Consider the following 18344-nt stretch of genomic DNA (forward strand, 5'->3'; position numbering starts at 1 on the left):
CGTTGTCCACCCAAAAACGTAAGGCGTTGGCAGCCTTGCTCAAGAAACAAGGCGTGAACCTGTACGGTGTCACGCCGATCTTCCCGAGGGATCCTGCAGAGCCGGTGCTGCTTTCCTACGCTCAGCAGCGCCTGTGGATACTGTCGCAATTGGGCGAGGTGGGCAGCGCGTACAACCTCTCGTCCGTCTTGCGTTTCAAAGGCCACCTGGATACCCAAGCCCTGCAGCGCAGTTTCGAGGCCCTGATCAAGCGCCACGAAACGCTGCGTACCACCTTCCGCCTGGAACGGGAACAGGCGGTTCAGGTGATCCACCCACATGTCCCTTTCGAACTGGCCGTTGAAGTGCTGGTGCAGGCCGATGACAGCTACCTGCGTCAGCGTGTCGAGGCCGAAGCCCACCTGCCTTTCGACCTGCAGCAGGGCCCGCTGTTGCGTGTGCGCCTGTTGCGCCTGGCAGCAGACGAACATGTGCTGGTGCTGACCCTGCACCACATCGTCTCCGACGGTTGGTCGATGCCGGTAATGGTCAACGAGCTGGTGCAGCTCTACCACGGCTACAGCCAGGGCCAACCCGTGGAGTTGCCGACACTGCCGGTGCAGTACGCCGATTACGCCACCTGGCAGCGCAACTGGATGGAGGCCGGCGAGCAGGAAAAGCAACTGGCCTACTGGACCGCGCAACTGGGAGAGGAGCAGCCCGTGCTGGCGCTGCCCACCGACCGCCCGCGGCCCGCCGTGAGCAGTCATCAGGGCGCACGGATAAAGGTCGCGTTGGACCAGCAACTGGCCGGGGCGCTCAAGCAGCTGGCCCAGCAGCAGGGCGTGACGCCGTTCATGCTGTTGCTGGCCAGCTTCCAGACGCTGCTGCACCGCTACAGCGGCCAGCCAGATATCCGCGTCGGTGTACCGGTTGCCAACCGCAACCGGGTCGAGACCGAGCGCCTGATCGGCTTTTTCGTCAACACCCAGGTGCTACGGGCCGAGTTCGACCTGCAGATGACCTTCATTGACCTGCTGCAGCAGGTGAAGCAACGCGCACTGGGCGCCCAGGCCCATCAGGACCTGCCGTTCGAGCAGTTGGTCGAGGCCTTGCAGGTCGAGCGTAACCTGGGCCACAGCCCGCTGTTCCAGGTGATGTTCAACCACCAGACCCAGGCCAAGGGTGAACGTGTTGGTTTGCAAGGGCTGCAGATGGAAGAGCTGGTCTGGGACAACCATACCGCCAAGTTCGACCTGGCCCTGGATACCTTCGAGCACGAGCAAGGCATTGGCGCGGCACTGACCTACGCCACCGACCTGTTCGACGCCGCGACGATCGAGGGCATGGCCCGGCATTGGCTGAACCTGCTGCAGGGGATCGTATGTGAACCTGGGCAGCGGGTTGCCGACCTGCCGCTGCTGGACGAGCCTGAACGGCACATCATCATGCGCGGCTGGAACGCCACCGAAGCGGACTACCCGGCAGGGCAAAGCATCCATCAGCTCATCGAAGCCCAGGTCCTCGCCACCCCGGACGCCCCGGCGCTGGCCTTTGGCGAGCAGACCCTGAGCTATGCCGAGCTCAACCGCCGTAGCAACCAGCTGGCGCACAAGCTGCGCGAGCAGGGCGTGGGGCCGGATGTGCTGGTGGGCATCGCCATGGAGCGCAGCCTGGAGATGGTCATCGGTTTGCTCGGCATCGTGAAGGCCGGCGGCGCGTATGTGCCGCTGGACCCGGAATACCCCCAGGATCGCCTGAGCTACATGTTCGAGGACAGCGGCATCGCCTTGCTGCTGACCCAGTCGCACCTGCATGAAGCCCTGCCGATCCCGGCCGGCCTGCGCAGCCTGGACCTGGACACCGAGAACTTAGATGGCTACAGCGATGCCAACGCGAACATCGACGTGGCCCCGCTGAACCTCGCCTACGTGATCTACACCTCCGGCTCCACCGGTCGCCCGAAAGGTGCTGGCAACAGCCATCAGGCGCTGGTCAACCGCCTGTGCTGGATGCAGAAGGCCTACGGCCTGGACGCCAGCGACAGCGTGCTGCAGAAAACCCCGTTCAGCTTCGACGTGTCGGTGTGGGAGTTCTTCTGGCCGCTGATGACCGGCGCGCGCCTGGTCATGGCCCAGCCCGGCGCGCACCGCGACCCGCAGTTGTTGGTCGAAACCATCAACCACCACGGCATCAGCACGCTGCACTTCGTGCCGTCGATGCTGCAGGCGTTCATGACCCACGAAGCGGTCGAAAGCTGCGTCAGCCTCAAGCGCGTGGTGTGCAGCGGTGAAGCGTTGCCGGCCGAGTTGGCCCGCCAAACCCTGCAACGCCTGCCGGCGGCGGGCCTGTACAACCTGTACGGCCCGACCGAGGCGGCGATCGACGTGACCCACTGGACCTGCCAGCCGGACGAAAGCATCAGCGTGCCGATCGGCCAGCCGATCGACAACCTCAAGACCCATATCCTCGAAGGCAGCCTGCAACCGGCGGTGCGCGGCAGTGCCGGCGAGCTGTACCTCGGCGGTGTCGGCCTGGCCCGTGGTTACCACCAACGCCCGGCGCTGACCGCCGAACGCTTCGTGCCGGACCCGTTCAGCGACAATGGCGGGCGCCTGTACCGCACCGGCGACCTGGCGCGCTACCGCGCCGATGGGGTGATCGACTACGCCGGGCGCATCGACCACCAGGTGAAGATCCGCGGCCTGCGCATCGAACTGGGCGAGATCGAGGCGCGTCTATTGGAGCTGCCGAGTGTGCAGGAAGCCGTGGTGCTGGCCCAGGACGGGCCAAGCGGCAAGCAGCTGGTGGGCTATGTGGTGCCAGCCGACAGCAGGCAAGACGAAGGCGCATTGCGCGACAGCCTGCGCGAGGCGCTGAAGGCCGGCCTGCCGGACTACATGGTGCCGGCGCACCTGCTGCTGCTCGGCAAGCTGCCGGTGACGCCGAACGGCAAGCTGGACCGCAAGGCCCTGCCGCAGGCGGATGCCAGCCAGTCTCAGGGTGAATACATCGCCCCGCAGAGCGCGCTGGAGCAGCAGATCGCGGCGATCTGGGCCGATGTGCTGAAGCTGGAGAGGGTTGGCCTCGACGACCATTTCTTCATGCAGGGAGGGCACTCTCTGCTGGCAGTTTCGGTGATTGCCCGCATTCGTCAGCACCTGGGGCTGGACGTGCAGTTGCTTACCCTGTTCGAGGCTCCGGTGTTGAGGGACTTTGCCAAACGTGTCGAGCACGGTGAACGGGCACAGGCTGCTGTCATCGAATGCGTGAGCAGGGCTCAGCCACTAGCGCTTTCCTACGCCCAGCAACGGCAGTGGTTCTTGTGGCAATGGGCACCGCACAGCGCCACCTACAACATTCCGGCCGCACTGAAGCTGGCCGGGGCACTGGATGTCGCCGCCCTGCAACAGGCTTTCGGCGCCTTGATCGAGCGTCACGAAACCCTGCGTACCACCTTCCGCCTGGATGGCGAGCACGCAGTGCAGGTCATTCATGATCAAGTGCCGTTCGAGCTGGCCATCGAGGAGCAGGCGCACGCCGACGAGGCCGCTGTGCGGGCCTGGGTCGAAGCCGAAGCAGGGAAACCGTTCGACCTCGAGCAGGGGCCGCTGCTGCGGGCCAGGCTGCTGGGCCTGGCGGCGGACCAGCATGTATTGGTGCTGACCCTGCACCATATCGTCGCTGACGGCTGGTCGATGCCGGTGCTGGTCGAAGAGCTGGTGCAACTGTATGCGGGCTACAGCCAAGGCCAGGTGCCGACGCTGCCGGTCCTGCCGATTCAGTACGCGGACTTTGCCGTTTGGCAGCGCAACTGGATGGAGGCCGGCGAGCAGGCGCGGCAGCTGGCCTACTGGACCGAACAATTGGGTGATGAGCAACCGGTGCTGGAGTTGCCGTTGGACCATCCGCGCCCGGCTGTACCGAGCCACCAAGGCGCGCGTTGGCCGATTGAGTTGGGCGATGAGCTGGCGGCCAACCTCAAGCGCGTTGCCCAGCAGCAGGGCGTGACGCCGTTCATGCTGCTGCTGGCCAGCTTCCAGACCCTGCTGCATCGCTACTCGGGCCAGGCCGACATCCGTGTTGGTGTGCCCACGGCCAACCGCAACCGGGTCGAGACCGAGCGCCTGATCGGCTTCTTCGTCAACACCCAGGTACTGCGGGCCGAGTTCGATGTGCAACTGACGTTCAGCGAGCTGCTGCAACAGGTACGCCAGCGCACGTTGGGCGCGCAGGCCCACCAGGACCTGCCATTCGAGCAACTGGTCGAAGCCTTGCAGCCTGAGCGCAACCTTGGGCACAACCCGTTGTTCCAGGTGCTGTACAACCACCAGACCGAGCTCAAGGGCAGCCAGCACCGCTTGCCGGGCCTGGAAATGTCCGGCTTGGAGTGGAGCACGAATACAGCCAAGTTCGACCTGTCTCTGGACACATTCGAGCACGAAAAGGGCATCGGGGCTTCGTTGACGTACGCCACCGACCTGTTCGACGCCAGCACCATCGAGCGCATGGCGCGGCATTGGCTCAACCTGCTGGAAGCTATCGTGCGCCAACCGGGCCAGCGCATCAGCGAGCTGCCGTTGCTGGGCGAGGACGAGCAGCAGGCCGTGCTGCGTGACTGGAACCGCAACACCGCCGCCTTCCCGGATGAACGCAGCATCCATGAGCTCATCGAGGCCCAGGTGGCCACCGCCCCCGACGCCCCGGCAGTTACCTTCGGCGAGCAGACCCTGAGCTACGACGAACTGAACCGCCGGGCCAACCAGCTGGCGCACAAGCTGATCGAGCGCGGCGTTGGCCCGGATGTGCTGGTGGGCATCGCCATGGAGCGCAGCCTGGACATGGTGGTCGGCCTGCTGGGCATTCTCAAGGCCGGTGGTGCCTATGTGCCGCTGGACCCGGAATACCCGGAAGATCGCCTCAGCTACATGTTCGCCGACAGCGGCATCACTTTATTACTGACCCAGTCGCACCTGCGTGAAGCCCTGCCGATCCCGCTTGGCCTGCACAGCCTGGATCTGGATGTCGAAGACCTGACCGGCTACAGCGATGCCAATCCGAATATCGACGTAGCCCCGCAGAACCTGGCCTACGTGATCTACACCTCCGGCTCCACCGGCAAGCCCAAGGGCACGCTGCTGCCGCACCAGAACGTGGTCCGGTTGTTCGCGGCGACCCAGGACTGGTTCCGCTTCGATGCCAGTGACGTGTGGACGGTGTTCCACTCCTACGCCTTCGACTTCTCGGTGTGGGAGCTGTTCGGCGCGCTGTTGTATGGCGGCCGGGCGGTGATGGTGGCCAAGGACGTGGCGCGTTCCACCGAGGACTTCCATGCACTGCTGCAGCGCGAGCAGGTGACGGTGCTGAACCAGACGCCGTCGGCGTTCCGCCAGTTGATCCCGGTGGCCTGCGCGGCAGCGCGTCAGGGGCAGGGCCTGGCCCTGCGGCATGTGGTGTTCGGCGGCGAAGCGCTGGATGTGAGCAGCCTCGAGCCCTGGTTCGAGGTGTTCGGCGACCAGCAGCCACGGCTGATCAACATGTACGGCATCACCGAAACCACGGTGCACGTGACCTACCGGCCGATCACCCAGGCCGACCTGGCCAAGGGCGCGAGCAGCCCGATCGGCGAGGTGATCCCGGACCTGTCGTGGTACCTGCTGGATGCCGCGCTGAACCCGGTGGTCCCGGGCAGCCACGGCGAGCTGGTGATCGGCCAGGCGGGCCTGGCGCGGGGGTATCACGGGCGCCCGGGGCTGACCGCAGAGCGCTTCGTGCCGAACCCGTTCGACAGCCAGGGTGGCCGCCTGTACCGCTCGGGCGACCTGGCCCGCTACGGCGGCGCGGGGGTGGTGGAGTACCTGGGGCGGATCGACCATCAAGTGAAGATTCGAGGTTTTCGCATCGAACTGGGCGAAATCGAGGCGCGGCTGCAGGCGCAGGCCAGCGTGGCCCAGGGCGTGGTACTGGCCCAGGACGGCCCGGGCGGCAAGCAGCTGGTGGGTTATGTGGTGCCTGCCGATGCGGTCGTGATGGCCAGCACCGAGGCCCAGGCTGCCGAGCGCGAGGCGCTGCGCACTGCGCTGAAGGCGAGCCTGCCGGACTACATGGTGCCGGCCCACCTGCTATTCCTGGCCAAACTGCCCTTGACCGCCAACGGCAAGCTGGACCGCCGTGCATTGCCGCAACCGGACGCCAGTCTGCTGCAAGCGGCATACGTGGCCCCGCAGAGTGAACTGGAACAACAGATCGCGGCAATCTGGGCCGATGTGCTGAAGCTTGAGCGGGTGGGCCTGGGCGACAACTTCTTTGAACTGGGTGGGCATTCCTTGCTTGCCGTCCAGGTGATCTCCCGGGTACGTCAGAGCCTGGGCGTGGAGCTGCAGTTGCGTGCGCTGTTCGAAACGTCGAGCCTGGCCGACTTCGCCAGGCTTGCAGCGCAAGGTGAGCAGGCTTGCTCTGCCGTCATTGCACGGGTTTCCCGGAAGCAGCCGCTGGCGCTTTCCTACGCCCAGCAACGACAGTGGTTCCTGTGGCAATGGGCACCGCACAGCGCCACCTACAACATTCCGGCCGCACTGAAGCTGGCCGGGGCGCTGGATGTCGCCGCCCTGCAACAGGCTTTCGGCGCCTTGATCGAGCGTCACGAAACCCTGCGTACCACCTTCCGCCTGGATGGCGAGCAGGCAGTGCAGGTCATTCATGATCAAGTGCCGTTCGAGCTGGCCATCGAGGAGCAGGCGCACGCCGACGAGGCCGCTGTGCGGGCCTGGGTCGAAGCCGAAGCAGGGAAACCGTTCGACCTGGAGCAGGGGCCGCTGCTGCGGGCCAGGCTGCTGGGCCTGGCGGCGGACCAGCACGTGCTGGTGCTGACCCTGCACCATATCGTCGCCGATGGCTGGTCGATGCCGGTGCTGGTCGAAGAGCTGGTGCAACTGTATGCGGGCTACAGCCAAGGCCAGGCGCCGACGCTGCCGGTCCTGCCGATTCAGTACGCGGACTTTGCCGTTTGGCAGCGCAACTGGATGGAGGCCGGCGAGCAGGCGCGGCAGCTGGCCTACTGGACCGAACAATTGGGTGATGAGCAACCGGTGCTGGAGCTGCCGTTGGATCATCCGCGCCCGGCTGTACCGAGCCATCAAGGCGCGCGTTGGCCGATTGAGTTGGGCAATGAGCTGGCGGCCAACCTCAAGCGCGTTGCCCAGCAGCAGAACGTGACGCCGTTCATGCTGTTGCTGGCCAGCTTCCAGACCTTGCTGCATCGCTACTCGGGCCAGGCCGACATCCGTGTTGGTGTGCCCACGGCCAACCGCAACCGGGTCGAGACCGAGCGCCTGATCGGCTTCTTCGTCAACACCCAGGTGCTGCGTGCCGAGTTCGATATGCAGCTGACGTTCGGCGAGCTGCTGCAACAGGTCAAGCAACGTGTTCTGGGCGCGCAGGCCCACCAGGACCTGCCATTCGAGCAACTGGTCGAAGCCTTGCAGCCTGAGCGCAACCTTGGGCACAACCCGTTGTTCCAGGTGCTGTACAACCACCAGACCGAGCTCAAGGGCAGCCAGCACCGCTTGCCGGGCCTGGAAATGTCCGGCCTGGACTGGAGCACTCACACCGCCAAGTTCGACCTGAGCCTGGATACCTACGAAGACGGGCAGGGGATCGGTGCGGCACTGATCTATGCCACCGACCTGTTCGATGCCAGCACCATCGAGCGCATGGCGCGGCACTGGGTCAACCTGCTCGAAGCCATTGTGCACCAACCGGGCCAGCGCATCAGCGAGCTGCCGTTGCTGGGCGAGGACGAGCAGCAGGCTGTGCTGCGTGACTGGAACCGCAACACCGTCGCCTTCCCGGATGAGCGAACCATTCATGAGCTGATCGAGGCCAAGGTGGTCGCCGCCCCCGAAGCCCCGGCAGTCACCTTCGGCGAGCAGACCCTGAGCTACGGCGAACTGAACCGCCGGGCCAACCGGCTGGCGCACAAGCTGATCGAGCGTGGCGTTGGCCCGGATGTGCTGGTGGGCATCGCCATGGAGCGCAGCCTGGAAATGGTGGTCGGCCTGCTGGGCATTCTCAAGGCCGGCGGTGCCTATGTGCCGCTGGACCCGGAATACCCGGAAGATCGCCTCAGCTACATGTTCGCCGACAGCGGCATCACTTTATTACTGACCCAGGCACACCTGCGTGAGGTGCTGCCAATTCCAGTCGCCATCGAGTGCCTGGAGCTGGATGAGCTAGCTCTGGCCAGCTACAGCGGCGCCAACCCCGGGGTTACGGTAGCCCCGCAGAACCTGGCCTACGTGATCTACACCTCCGGCTCCACCGGCAAGCCCAAGGGCACGCTGCTGCCGCACCAGAACGTGGTCCGCCTGTTCGCGGCGACGCAGGCGTGGTTCCGCTTCGATGCCAGTGACGTGTGGACGGTGTTCCACTCCTACGCCTTCGACTTCTCGGTATGGGAGCTGTTCGGCGCGCTGTTGTATGGCGGCCGGGCGGTGATGGTGGCCAAGGACGTGGCGCGCTCCACCGAGGACTTCCATGCGCTGCTGCAGCGCGAGCAGGTGACGGTGCTGAACCAGACGCCGTCGGCGTTCCGCCAGTTGATCCCGGTGGCCTGCGCGTCAGCGCGGCAGGGGCAGGGCCTGGCCTTGCGGCACGTGGTGTTCGGCGGTGAAGCGCTGGACGTGAGCAGCCTCGCCCCCTGGTTCGAAGCGTTTGGTGACCAGCAGCCACGGCTGATCAACATGTACGGCATCACCGAAACCACGGTGCATGTGACCTACCGGCCGATCACCCAGGCCGATTTGGCCAAGGGCGCGAGCAGCCCGATCGGCGAGGTGATCCCGGACTTGTCGTGGTACCTGCTGGATGCCGCGCTGAACCCGGTGGCCCCGGGCAGCCATGGCGAACTGGTGATCGGCCAGGCCGGCCTGGCGCGGGGTTATCACGGGCGCCCGGGACTGACTGCCGAGCGCTTCGTGCCGAACCCGTTCGACAGCCAGGGTGGCCGCCTGTACCGCTCGGGCGACCTGGCCCGCTACGGCGGCGCGGGGGTGGTGGAGTATCTGGGGCGGATCGACCATCAGGTGAAGATTCGAGGTTTTCGCATCGAACTGGGCGAAATCGAGGCGCGGCTGCAGGCGCAAGCCAGCGTGGCCCAGGGCGTGGTACTGGCCCAGGACGGCCCGGGCGGCAAGCAGCTGGTGGGTTATGTGGTGCCTGCCGATGAGGCCGTGATGGCCAGCACCGAGGCCCAGGCTGCCGAGCGCGAGGCGCTGCGCACTGCGCTGAAGGCGAACCTGCCGGACTACATGGTGCCGGCTCACCTGCTGTTCCTGGCCAAACTGCCGTTGACCGCCAACGGCAAGCTGGACCGCCGTGCGCTGCCGCAACCGGATGCCAGCCAGTTGCAGCGCGCGTACCACGCGCCACAAAGCGAACTGGAACAACGGATCGCGGCGATCTGGGCCGATGTGCTGAAACTGGAGCGGGTAGGCCTGGGCGACAACTTCTTCGAACTGGGTGGGCACTCCTTGCTGGCTACCCAGGTCATGGCACGGCTACAGGTCGAGCTTGGCACGAGCCTGCCCCTGGCGTTGTTGTTCCAGGCGCAAACGCTGCAGGACTACGCAGCAATGATCAATAGCTTGAATACCCATAGCGATGCAGACCTGGATGAACTCCAGGACTTCATGAGCGAGCTTGAGGCAGTCTGAAATGCAAACGGATAACAGAAACATGGCCCTGGTGCAGCGCTTCATCGGCCTGCCGCTGCCACAGCGCAAACTCTTCCTCGAGAAACTGGCGGCGAAGGGCATGAGCCTGGCCCAGTTGCCGATCCCCGAGGTGCGCGGTGAGCATCCGTTGCCGGCGCTTTCATACGCCCAGCAACGGCAGTGGTTCCTGTGGCAATGGGAGCCTGCCAGTGCCACCTACAACATCCCGGCTGCCTTGAAATTCAAGGGGAATCTGGATACCACAGCTCTGCAACTGGCCTTCGCGGCCTTGATCGAGCGACATGAAACGCTGCGTACCACGTTCCGTCGCGACGGTGAGCAGGCGGTGCAGGTCATTCATGGCCAGCTGCCGTTCGAGCTGGTCATCGAAGAGCAGGCAAACGCCGACGAGGCCGCTGTGCGGGCCTGGGTCGAGACCGAGGCAGGGCAACCGTTCGACCTGGAGCAGGGGCCGCTGCTGCGGGCCCGGTTGCTGCGCCTGGCGGCGGACCAGCACGTGCTGGTGCTGACCCTGCACCATATCGTCGCCGACGGCTGGTCGATGCCAGTGATGGTCAATGAGCTGGTGCAGTTCTATCAAGGTTTCAGCCAGGGCCAGGTAACGCAACTGCCGGCCCTGCCGATCCAGTATGCCGACTATGCCATTTGGCAGCGTAGCTGGATGGAAGCCGGCGAGCAGGCGCGGCAGCTGGCCTACTGGACCGAACAATTGGGTGATGAGCAACCGGTGCTGGAGCTGCCGCTGGACCATCCGCGCCCGGCCATGCCGAGCCACAGAGGGGCACGGTTGCCGATCGTGCTGGGCGATGGGCTGGCCAACAACCTGAAAAGGGTTGCCCAGCAGCAGGGCGTGACGCCGTTCATGCTGCTGCTGGCCAGCTTCCAGACCCTGCTGCATCGCTACTCGGGCCAGGCTGATATCCGCGTTGGGGTACCGATTGCCAACCGTAACCGGGTCGAGACCGAGCGCTTGATCGGCTTCTTCGTCAACACCCAGGTGCTGCGTGCCGAGTTCGATGTGCAACTGACGTTCAGCGAGCTGCTGCAACAGGTCAGGCAACGTGCCCTGGGTGCCCAGGCCCATCAGGACCTGCCGTTCGAACAGCTGGTCGATGCGCTGCAACCGGAGCGCAACCTGAGCCACAATCCGCTGTTCCAGGTGTTGTACAACCATCAGACCCAGGCCAAGGGCGAGCCCCGACGTATAGCGGGGCTGGAGATGGAGGAGTTGGCCTGGGACAACCACACCGCCAAGTTCGACCTGGCTTTGGACACCTCCGAGCATGAAAAGGGCATCGGGGCTTCGTTGACGTACGCCACCGACCTGTTCGACGCCAGCACCATCGAGCGCATGGCGCGGCATTGGCTCAACCTGCTGGAAGCTATCGTGCGCCAGCCCGGGCAACGCATCAGTGAGCTGCCATTGCTGGGCGAGGACGAGCAGCAGGCCGTGCTGCGTGACTGGAACCGCAACACCGTCGCCTTCCCGGATGAGCGAACCATTCATGAGCTGATCGAGGCCCAAGTGGTCGCCGCCCCCGAAGCCCCGGCAGTCACCTTCGGCGAGCAGACCCTGAGCTATGGCGAACTGAACCGCCGGGCCAACCAGCTGGCGCACAAGCTGATCGAGCGCGGCGTTGGCCCTGATGTGCTGGTAGGCATCGCCATGGAGCGCAGCCTGGACATGGTGGTCGGCCTGCTGGGCATTCTCAAGGCCGGTGGTGCCTATGTGCCGCTGGACCCGGAGTACCCGGAAGACCGCCTCAGCTACATGTTTGCCGACAGTGGCATCGCCTTGCTGCTGACCCAGTCGCACCTGCGCAAAGCCCTGCCGATCCCGGTTGGCCTGCACAGCCTGGATCTGGATGTCGAAGACCTGACCGGCTACAGCGATGCCAACCCGAATATCGAAGTAGCCCCGCAGAACCTGGCCTACGTGATCTACACCTCCGGCTCCACCGGCAAGCCCAAGGGTACGCTGCTGCCGCACCAGAACGTGGTCCGGCTGTTCGCGGCGACCCAGGACTGGTTCCGTTTCGATGCCAGTGACGTGTGGACGGTGTTCCACTCCTATGCCTTCGACTTCTCGGTATGGGAGCTGTTCGGCGCGCTGTTGTATGGCGGCCGGGCGGTGATGGTGGCCAAGGACGTGGCGCGTTCCACCGAGGACTTCCATGCGCTGCTGCAGCGCGAGCGGGTAACGGTGCTGAACCAGACGCCGTCGGCGTTCCGCCAGTTGATCCCGGTGGCCTGCGCGGCAGCGCGTCAGGGGCAGGGCCTGGCCCTGCGGCATGTGGTGTTCGGCGGCGAAGCGCTGGATGTGAGCAGCCTCGAGCCCTGGTTCGAGGTGTTCGGCGACCAGCAGCCACGGCTGATCAACATGTACGGCATCACCGAAACCACGGTGCACGTGACCTACCGGCCGATCACCCAGGCCGACCTGGCCAAGGGCGCGAGCAGCCCGATCGGCGAGGTGATCCCGGACCTGTCGTGGTACCTGCTGGATGCCGCGCTGAACCCGGTGGTCCCGGGCAGCCACGGCGAGCTGGTGATCGGCCAGGCGGGCCTGGCGCGGGGGTATCACGGGCGCCCGGGGCTGACCGCCGAGCGCTTCGTGCCGAACCCGTTCGACAGCCAGGGTGGCCGCCTGTACCGCTCGGGCGACCTGGCCCGCTACGGCGGCGCGGGGGTGGTGGAGTACCTGGGGCGGATCGACCATCAAGTGAAGATTCGAGGTTTTCGCATCGAACTGGGCGAAATCGAGGCGCGGCTGCAGGCGCAGGCCAGCGTGGCCCAGGGCGTGGTACTGGCCCAGGACGGCCCGGGCGGCAAGCAGCTGGTGGGTTATGTGGTGCCTGCCGATGCGGTCGTGATGGCCAGCACCGAGGCCCAGGCTGCCGAGCGCGAGGCGCTGCGCACTGCGCTGAAGGCGAGCCTGCCGGACTACATGGTGCCGGCCCACCTGCTATTCCTGGCCAAACTGCCCTTGACCGCCAACGGCAAGCTGGACCGCCGTGCGCTGCCGCAACCGGACGCCAGCCTGCTGCAAGCGGCATATGTGGCCCCGCAGAGCGAACTGGAACAACAGATCGCGGCGATCTGGGCCGATGTGCTGAAACTGGAGCGCGTAGGCCTGGACGACAACTTCTTCGAACTGGGTGGCGATTCCATCGTTTCCCTGCAGGTCGTGGGCAAGGCCCGCCAGGCCGGCGTGCAGTTCACCCCCAAGCAACTGTTCCAGCATCAGACCGTACAAGGCCTGGCCACGGTGGCGCGGCGTGTTGTCGAAGGTATTGGCGAGCAAGGGCCGATCACGGGCAGCACACCGCTGACACCGATTCAGCAATGGTTCTTCGAGGCCGACATTGGCGAGCGTGGGCATTGGAACCAGTCGATTCTGCTGACACCCAGCGAACCCCTGCAAGCGGACCGCCTGCACGATGCGTTGCTGGCACTGGTCGCCCATCATGATGCACTGCGCCTGGGCTTCGAGCAGCAGGAGGGGGTCTGGCAAGCCGAGTACAAGCCACAGCGGCAGGCGCGGATACTCTGGGAGCATGCGTGCGCGGACGAGGAGGCGTTGGCCGCACTTGCTGAACAGGCCCAACGCAGCCTGAACCTGCAGCAAGGCTTGCTGGTCCGTGCGCTGCTGGCCAGCCTGCCCGATGGCAGCCAGCGTCTGCTGCTGGTCATTCATCACCTGGCGGTAGATGGCGTGTCGTGGCGCCTGTTGCTGGAGGACCTGCAACAGGCCTATCAGGCCCTGGGCAACCGACAGCCGCTGCAATTGCCAGCCAAGACCAGCGCCTACAAGACCTGGGCGCAGCACCTGCAGGCCTATGCCCAGAGCGAGGCGCTGCAAGCGGAACTTGCCTACTGGCAAGCGCAGTTGCAAGGCACCAGCGACCACCTGCCGTGCGCCAATGCGCTGGGCGGCAACCAGCAGCAGCACGCTGCGTCGGTCAGTACGAGGCTGGGCCGCGAAGCCACCTGGCAGTTGTTGCACGATGCCCCTGCGGCCTATCGCACGCAGATCAATGACCTGTTGCTGACAGCCCTGGCTCGGGTGATCGCCCGCTGGACCGAGCGGCCGGAGGTGCTGGTCAGGCTGGAAGGCCATGGGCGGGAAGACCTGTTCGATGACATTGACCTGAGCCGCACGGTGGGCTGGTTCACCAGCATGTACCCAGTGAAGCTGAGCCCGCTGGGCGGGATCGCCGAATCGATCAAGGCGGTCAAGGAGCAGCTGCGGGCTGTGCCGAACAAAGGCCTTGGCTATGGCGCGCTGAAGTACATGGGGCCGGCTGGTGCGCGTGAGGCCCTGGCTGCGTTGCCTCAGGGCGAGATCGTGTTCAACTACCTCGGGCAGTTCGACGGTAGCTTCGACGAGCAGTCGGGCTTGTTCGCACCCGCGCGCGAATACGGCGGTGCGGCCAAACCAGCCGATGCGCCACTCGATAGCCAGATCGCCCTGAACGGCCAGGTATACGGCGGCGAGCTGAAACTTGGCTGGACCTTCAGTGCGCAGCGCTACGACACAGCGGTCATGCAAAAGTTGGCAGATGACTATGCCGCAGAGCTTGGCGCGCTGATCGCTCATTGCTGCGAGCCGGGCAACCGTGGTGTTACGCCTTCGGACTTCCCACTGGCCGCGCTGCGCCAACAACAGCTGGATGAGCTGCCGGCAGTTGCACGGCAGGTTGCCGATATCTACCCGCTGTCGCCGATGCAGCAGGGCATGCTGTTCCATTCGCTGCAGGGGCCTGAAGGCGCGCTTTACATAAACCAGACTTCGGTGGAAGTCAAAGGCCTGGAAATCGAACGGTTCGTGGCAGCCTGGCAGCAGGTGATCGACTGCCACGATATCCTGCGCAGTGCCTTCTGGTCGGCGCCCCACTTGGCCGAACCTTTGCAGCTTGTCTACCGCAAGGTCGAATTGCCGGTGGTCGTGCATGACTGGCGCGATCGTCCGGTAAGTGCGCAGATGCTGCAGGCGCTGGCCGAGGCCGATGCCGCACAAGGCCTGGACCTGAGTGTCGCACCGTTGATGCGCCTGACCCTGGTGCGGCTGGACGACGAACGTTTGCACCTGCTGTGGACCCGTCATCACATACTGATGGACGGCTGGAGTACCTCGCGGCTGCTTGGCGAGGTGTTGCAGACTTACCATGGCCACCCTGCGCGAGCGCCGGCAGGGCGGTTTGGCGATTACATCCGCTGGCTTGCCGGGCAGCCCAAGGCGGCGCTGGAGCAGTTCTGGCGCGGCAAGCTGCAAGAGCTGGAAAGCCCCACCTGGCTGGCGGACAGCCTGGCGGCTCGCCCCGCGGCAGACCTGCAGGGGCACGCCGCGCTGTACCTGCGTTGGGATGCCTCGCGTACCCGGCAACTGCGCGAGCAGGCCCAGCGCTTGCGCATCACCCCAAACACCTTGATCCAAGCGACCTGGCTGCTGCTGCTTCAGCGCTATACCGGGCAAGCCACGGTGTGCTTCGGCGCCACCGTGGCGGGCCGGCCAGCCGGCTTGCCCGGTGCCGACGAAATGCTGGGTTTGTTCATCAACACCTTGCCGGTGGTGCAGACGCCCCAACCGCAGCAGCGGATTGTCGACTGGCTGCAGCAACTGCAGGCCTGCAACCTGGAACTGCGCGACCACGAACATGCAGCCTTGGCCGATGTGCAACGCTGGGCAGGGCAGGCAGGGCAAGCGTTGTTCGACAGCATCGTGGTGTTCGAGAACTACCCGGTGGACGAGCGCCTGCAGGAAGGTGGTGGTGGCTCGCTGCAGTTCGGTGAGGTGAGCAACCGCGACGTGACCAACTACGCCATGGACCTGGCGGTGCATCTGGGCGAGACGCTCTCTGTCGAGTTCCTCTACTTGCGCAACCGCTTCACGGAGCAAGCCACCGACAGCATTCGTGGCAGTTTCGAACGGCTGCTCGAGGGCATGCTCGACAACCCTCACGCCACCGTGGGCAGCCTGGACATGCTGACCCCGGCGCAAGCGCAGCAGGCCCAGGCTCGCAACGGCTTGCAGCCATGCGAGCAGGCCATGCCAAGGCTGGCCGAGCTGATTGCCGGGCATGCCCAGGCGCGGCCAGAGGCAATTGCGGTGGCCTGTGGCGAGCGACAGTTGAGCTATGCCCAACTGGATGAGCGTGCCAACCGCCTGGCACACCACCTGATTGCCTTGGGGGCGCGCCCGGAGGTTACGGTCGGCATCGCCCTGGAACGCTCGGTGGAGGTGATCGTGGCATTCCTGGCGGTGATGAAAACCGGCGCCGCCTATGTGCCGCTGGATATCGACTACCCGCAGGATCGCTTGCAGTGGATTGTCGAGGATTCGGCCATGCACCTGCTGGTGACCAGCAGCGGCTTGCGCCAGCGTTTTGCCGGGGTGGAGCACTGCGTGGAGCTGGACCTTCTGGCTATCGCCAGCTTGCCGTCCGATGCCCCTCAGGTGATGGTGCACGACACCAACCTGGCGTACCTGATCTATACCTCTGGTTCCACCGGCAAGCCCAAGGGCGTGGCGGTCAGTCACGGGCAGATCGGCATGCACTGCCAGGCAATCGCCCGCCTTTACGAAATGGATGACAGCACTCGCGAGCTGTTGTTCATGTCGTTCGCTTTCGACGGTGCCCAGGAGCGTTGGCTGTCGACCTTGTCGTCAGGCGGCTGCCTGGTGGTGCGCGGTAGCCAGCTGTGGACTGCCGAGCAAACCTGGCAGGTACTGCATGCCGAGCGCATCGACATTGCCTGCTTCCCACCGGCGTATCTGCAGCAACTGGCCGAGTTCGCGCAAACCCGGCAGGAAGCCGCACCGCCGGTGCGCATCTATTGCTTTGGCGGTGACGCGGTGCCCGATGCACTGTTCGAACTGGTCAAGCGGACCTTGCGCCCGCAGTTCCTGACCAATGGCTACGGGCCTACCGAAACGGTCGTGACCCCCCTGTTGTGGAAAGTATCGGCACAGCAGTCATGCCAGGCGGTGTATGCGCCGATCGGTGAGCGGGTTGGCCAGCGCACGCTGCATGTGCTGGACCAGGGCCTGAACCCGGTGCCCGATGGCGTGGCCGGGGAGCTCTACATTGGTGGCGAGGGTGTGGCGCGCGGGTATCACCAGCGTCCGTCCCTGACCGCCGAGCGCTTTGTCGCCGACCCGTTTGCCCAGGGCGGGCGGCTGTACCGCACCGGTGACCGGGTGCGTCGTCGTGCGGATGGCGTGATCGATTTCATCGGCCGCCTGGACAACCAGTTGAAGGTTCGCGGTTTCCGTATCGAACCTGGGGAAGTCGAAGCACGGCTGCGTAATCTGGCGGATGTGCGGGATGCTGTGGTGGTGGCCAGGGAGGGCGCTACCGGCAAGCAATTGGTGGCGTATCTGGTCACCGGCAATGGGGTGACTTCCGCTACGCCATTGCGTGACGCCTTGCGTGCCGACCTGCCGGACTACATGGTGCCGACCCAGTGGGTATTGCTGCCGGCGTTTCCACTCACGCCCAATGGCAAGATCGATCGCAATGCGCTGCCGGCCCCGGAGTTGGCCGGGCGCCCGGTGCGGGTGGCTCCGCGTGATGACACGGAGAAGGCGCTGGCGGCCATCTGGCGGGAAGTGCTGGAGGTGGATGAAGTTGGTGTCGATGACAACTTCTTCGAGTTGGGGGGCGATTCGCTGCGCGTGCTGAAGATGCTGTCGAAGGTACGAGCACGGCCCGACCTGTCGATCGAGCTGAAACTGCGCGATGTCATTGCCAGGCCAACCATTGGCGAGCTTTCCGGCTATACCGATGGCGACGTCGCCCTTGATCCGCTGCTGCTGCTCAACAGCCGGGTAACCGGGGCCAAGCCTCTGTTCTGCCTGCATGCAGGCTTTGGCACGGTGTTCGACTACGAGCCGCTGGCGCGCCGGCTGGAAGGGCATTGCAGCGTCTACGGCGTGCAATGCCGCATGCTGCTCGATCGCAACTGGCAGGATGATTCGTTGCAGGCCATGGCGATCGACTATGCCCAGTACATTCGCCAGAAGCAGCCCGAAGGGCCATACCAGCTTGCCGGCTGGTCGCTGGGTGGCACGCTGGCGGTGCTGGTGGCCCAGGAGCTGGAAGCCCAGGGCCAGCAAGTATGGTTGCTTGGCCTGGTCGACAGTTTTATCCCAACCGGTGCGCCGGCGACGCCGGCAGCGGACTGGAGTGCCGACCTTGGCAGCTTCCTGAGTGTGCTGCTGGGGCTGGCAAAAGAGCAGTTGGTACTGCCTGCGGTTGCGGCGGGCAGTGGTGTGCCGCTGCTTGAGCGGCTGATCGAAGAGGCACGCTCGGGGCTGCAGGTAGCGTCGGCCTTCGCCAGTGTCGAAAGCGCTGAACTGGCCCACACCTTTGCCGTGGCGATGCGGCTCAAGGCGTTGTCGGAACGGTTGCCGGCATTGCCGGCAACCCGCGCCGCTGCCTTGTGCTGGTGGGCAGGTGACCATGGCCAACGCTTCGCGGTTCACGGGAGCGGTGAGAACCACGCGGTTGCAGCGGGTCACTATGACATCCTCAAGCATCGGGAAGTGATCGAGGGGCTCGCGGCCAGGCTGGTGGCGGAGCCGGTCATGGGTTGACCCGGCAGGGCCGGCTGAATGACCTGTGGGGC

Annotated in this window: 2 protein-coding genes and 1 pseudogene; all 3 read left to right on the plus strand. The window is 65.2% G+C overall.

The window, feature by feature from the left end; all coding sequences use genetic code 11:
• Positions 1-158 precede the first annotated feature (158 nt).
• Positions 159-2897: pseudogene (locus IMX18_RS28350) on the plus strand (amino acid adenylation domain-containing protein); the annotation flags it as partial.
• Positions 2880-9692, plus strand: coding sequence for an amino acid adenylation domain-containing protein (locus IMX18_RS04365; RefSeq protein WP_425355284.1), 6813 nt, complete (start codon positions 2880-2882; stop codon positions 9690-9692). The pseudogene IMX18_RS28350 and the gene IMX18_RS04365, both read left to right, overlap by 18 nt.
• Before the next feature lie 22 nt (positions 9693-9714).
• Positions 9715-18312: a non-ribosomal peptide synthetase gene (locus IMX18_RS04370; RefSeq protein ID WP_223175414.1), complete on the plus strand. Its 8598-nt coding sequence runs from the start codon at positions 9715-9717 to the stop codon at positions 18310-18312.
• The last annotated feature ends 32 nt before the right edge of the window (positions 18313-18344 follow it).

Source organism: Pseudomonas shirazica (genome assembly GCF_015168335.1).
GTDB lineage: Bacteria > Pseudomonadota > Gammaproteobacteria > Pseudomonadales > Pseudomonadaceae > Aquipseudomonas > Aquipseudomonas asiatica.

Coding starts and splice junctions, on each gene's coding strand:
- IMX18_RS04365 (WP_425355284.1), top strand. CDS start 2,880: ATGGTGCCGGCGCACCTGCTGCTGCTCGGCAAGCTGCCGGTGACGCCG.
- IMX18_RS04370 (WP_223175414.1), top strand. CDS start 9,715: ATGGCCCTGGTGCAGCGCTTCATCGGCCTGCCGCTGCCACAGCGCAAA.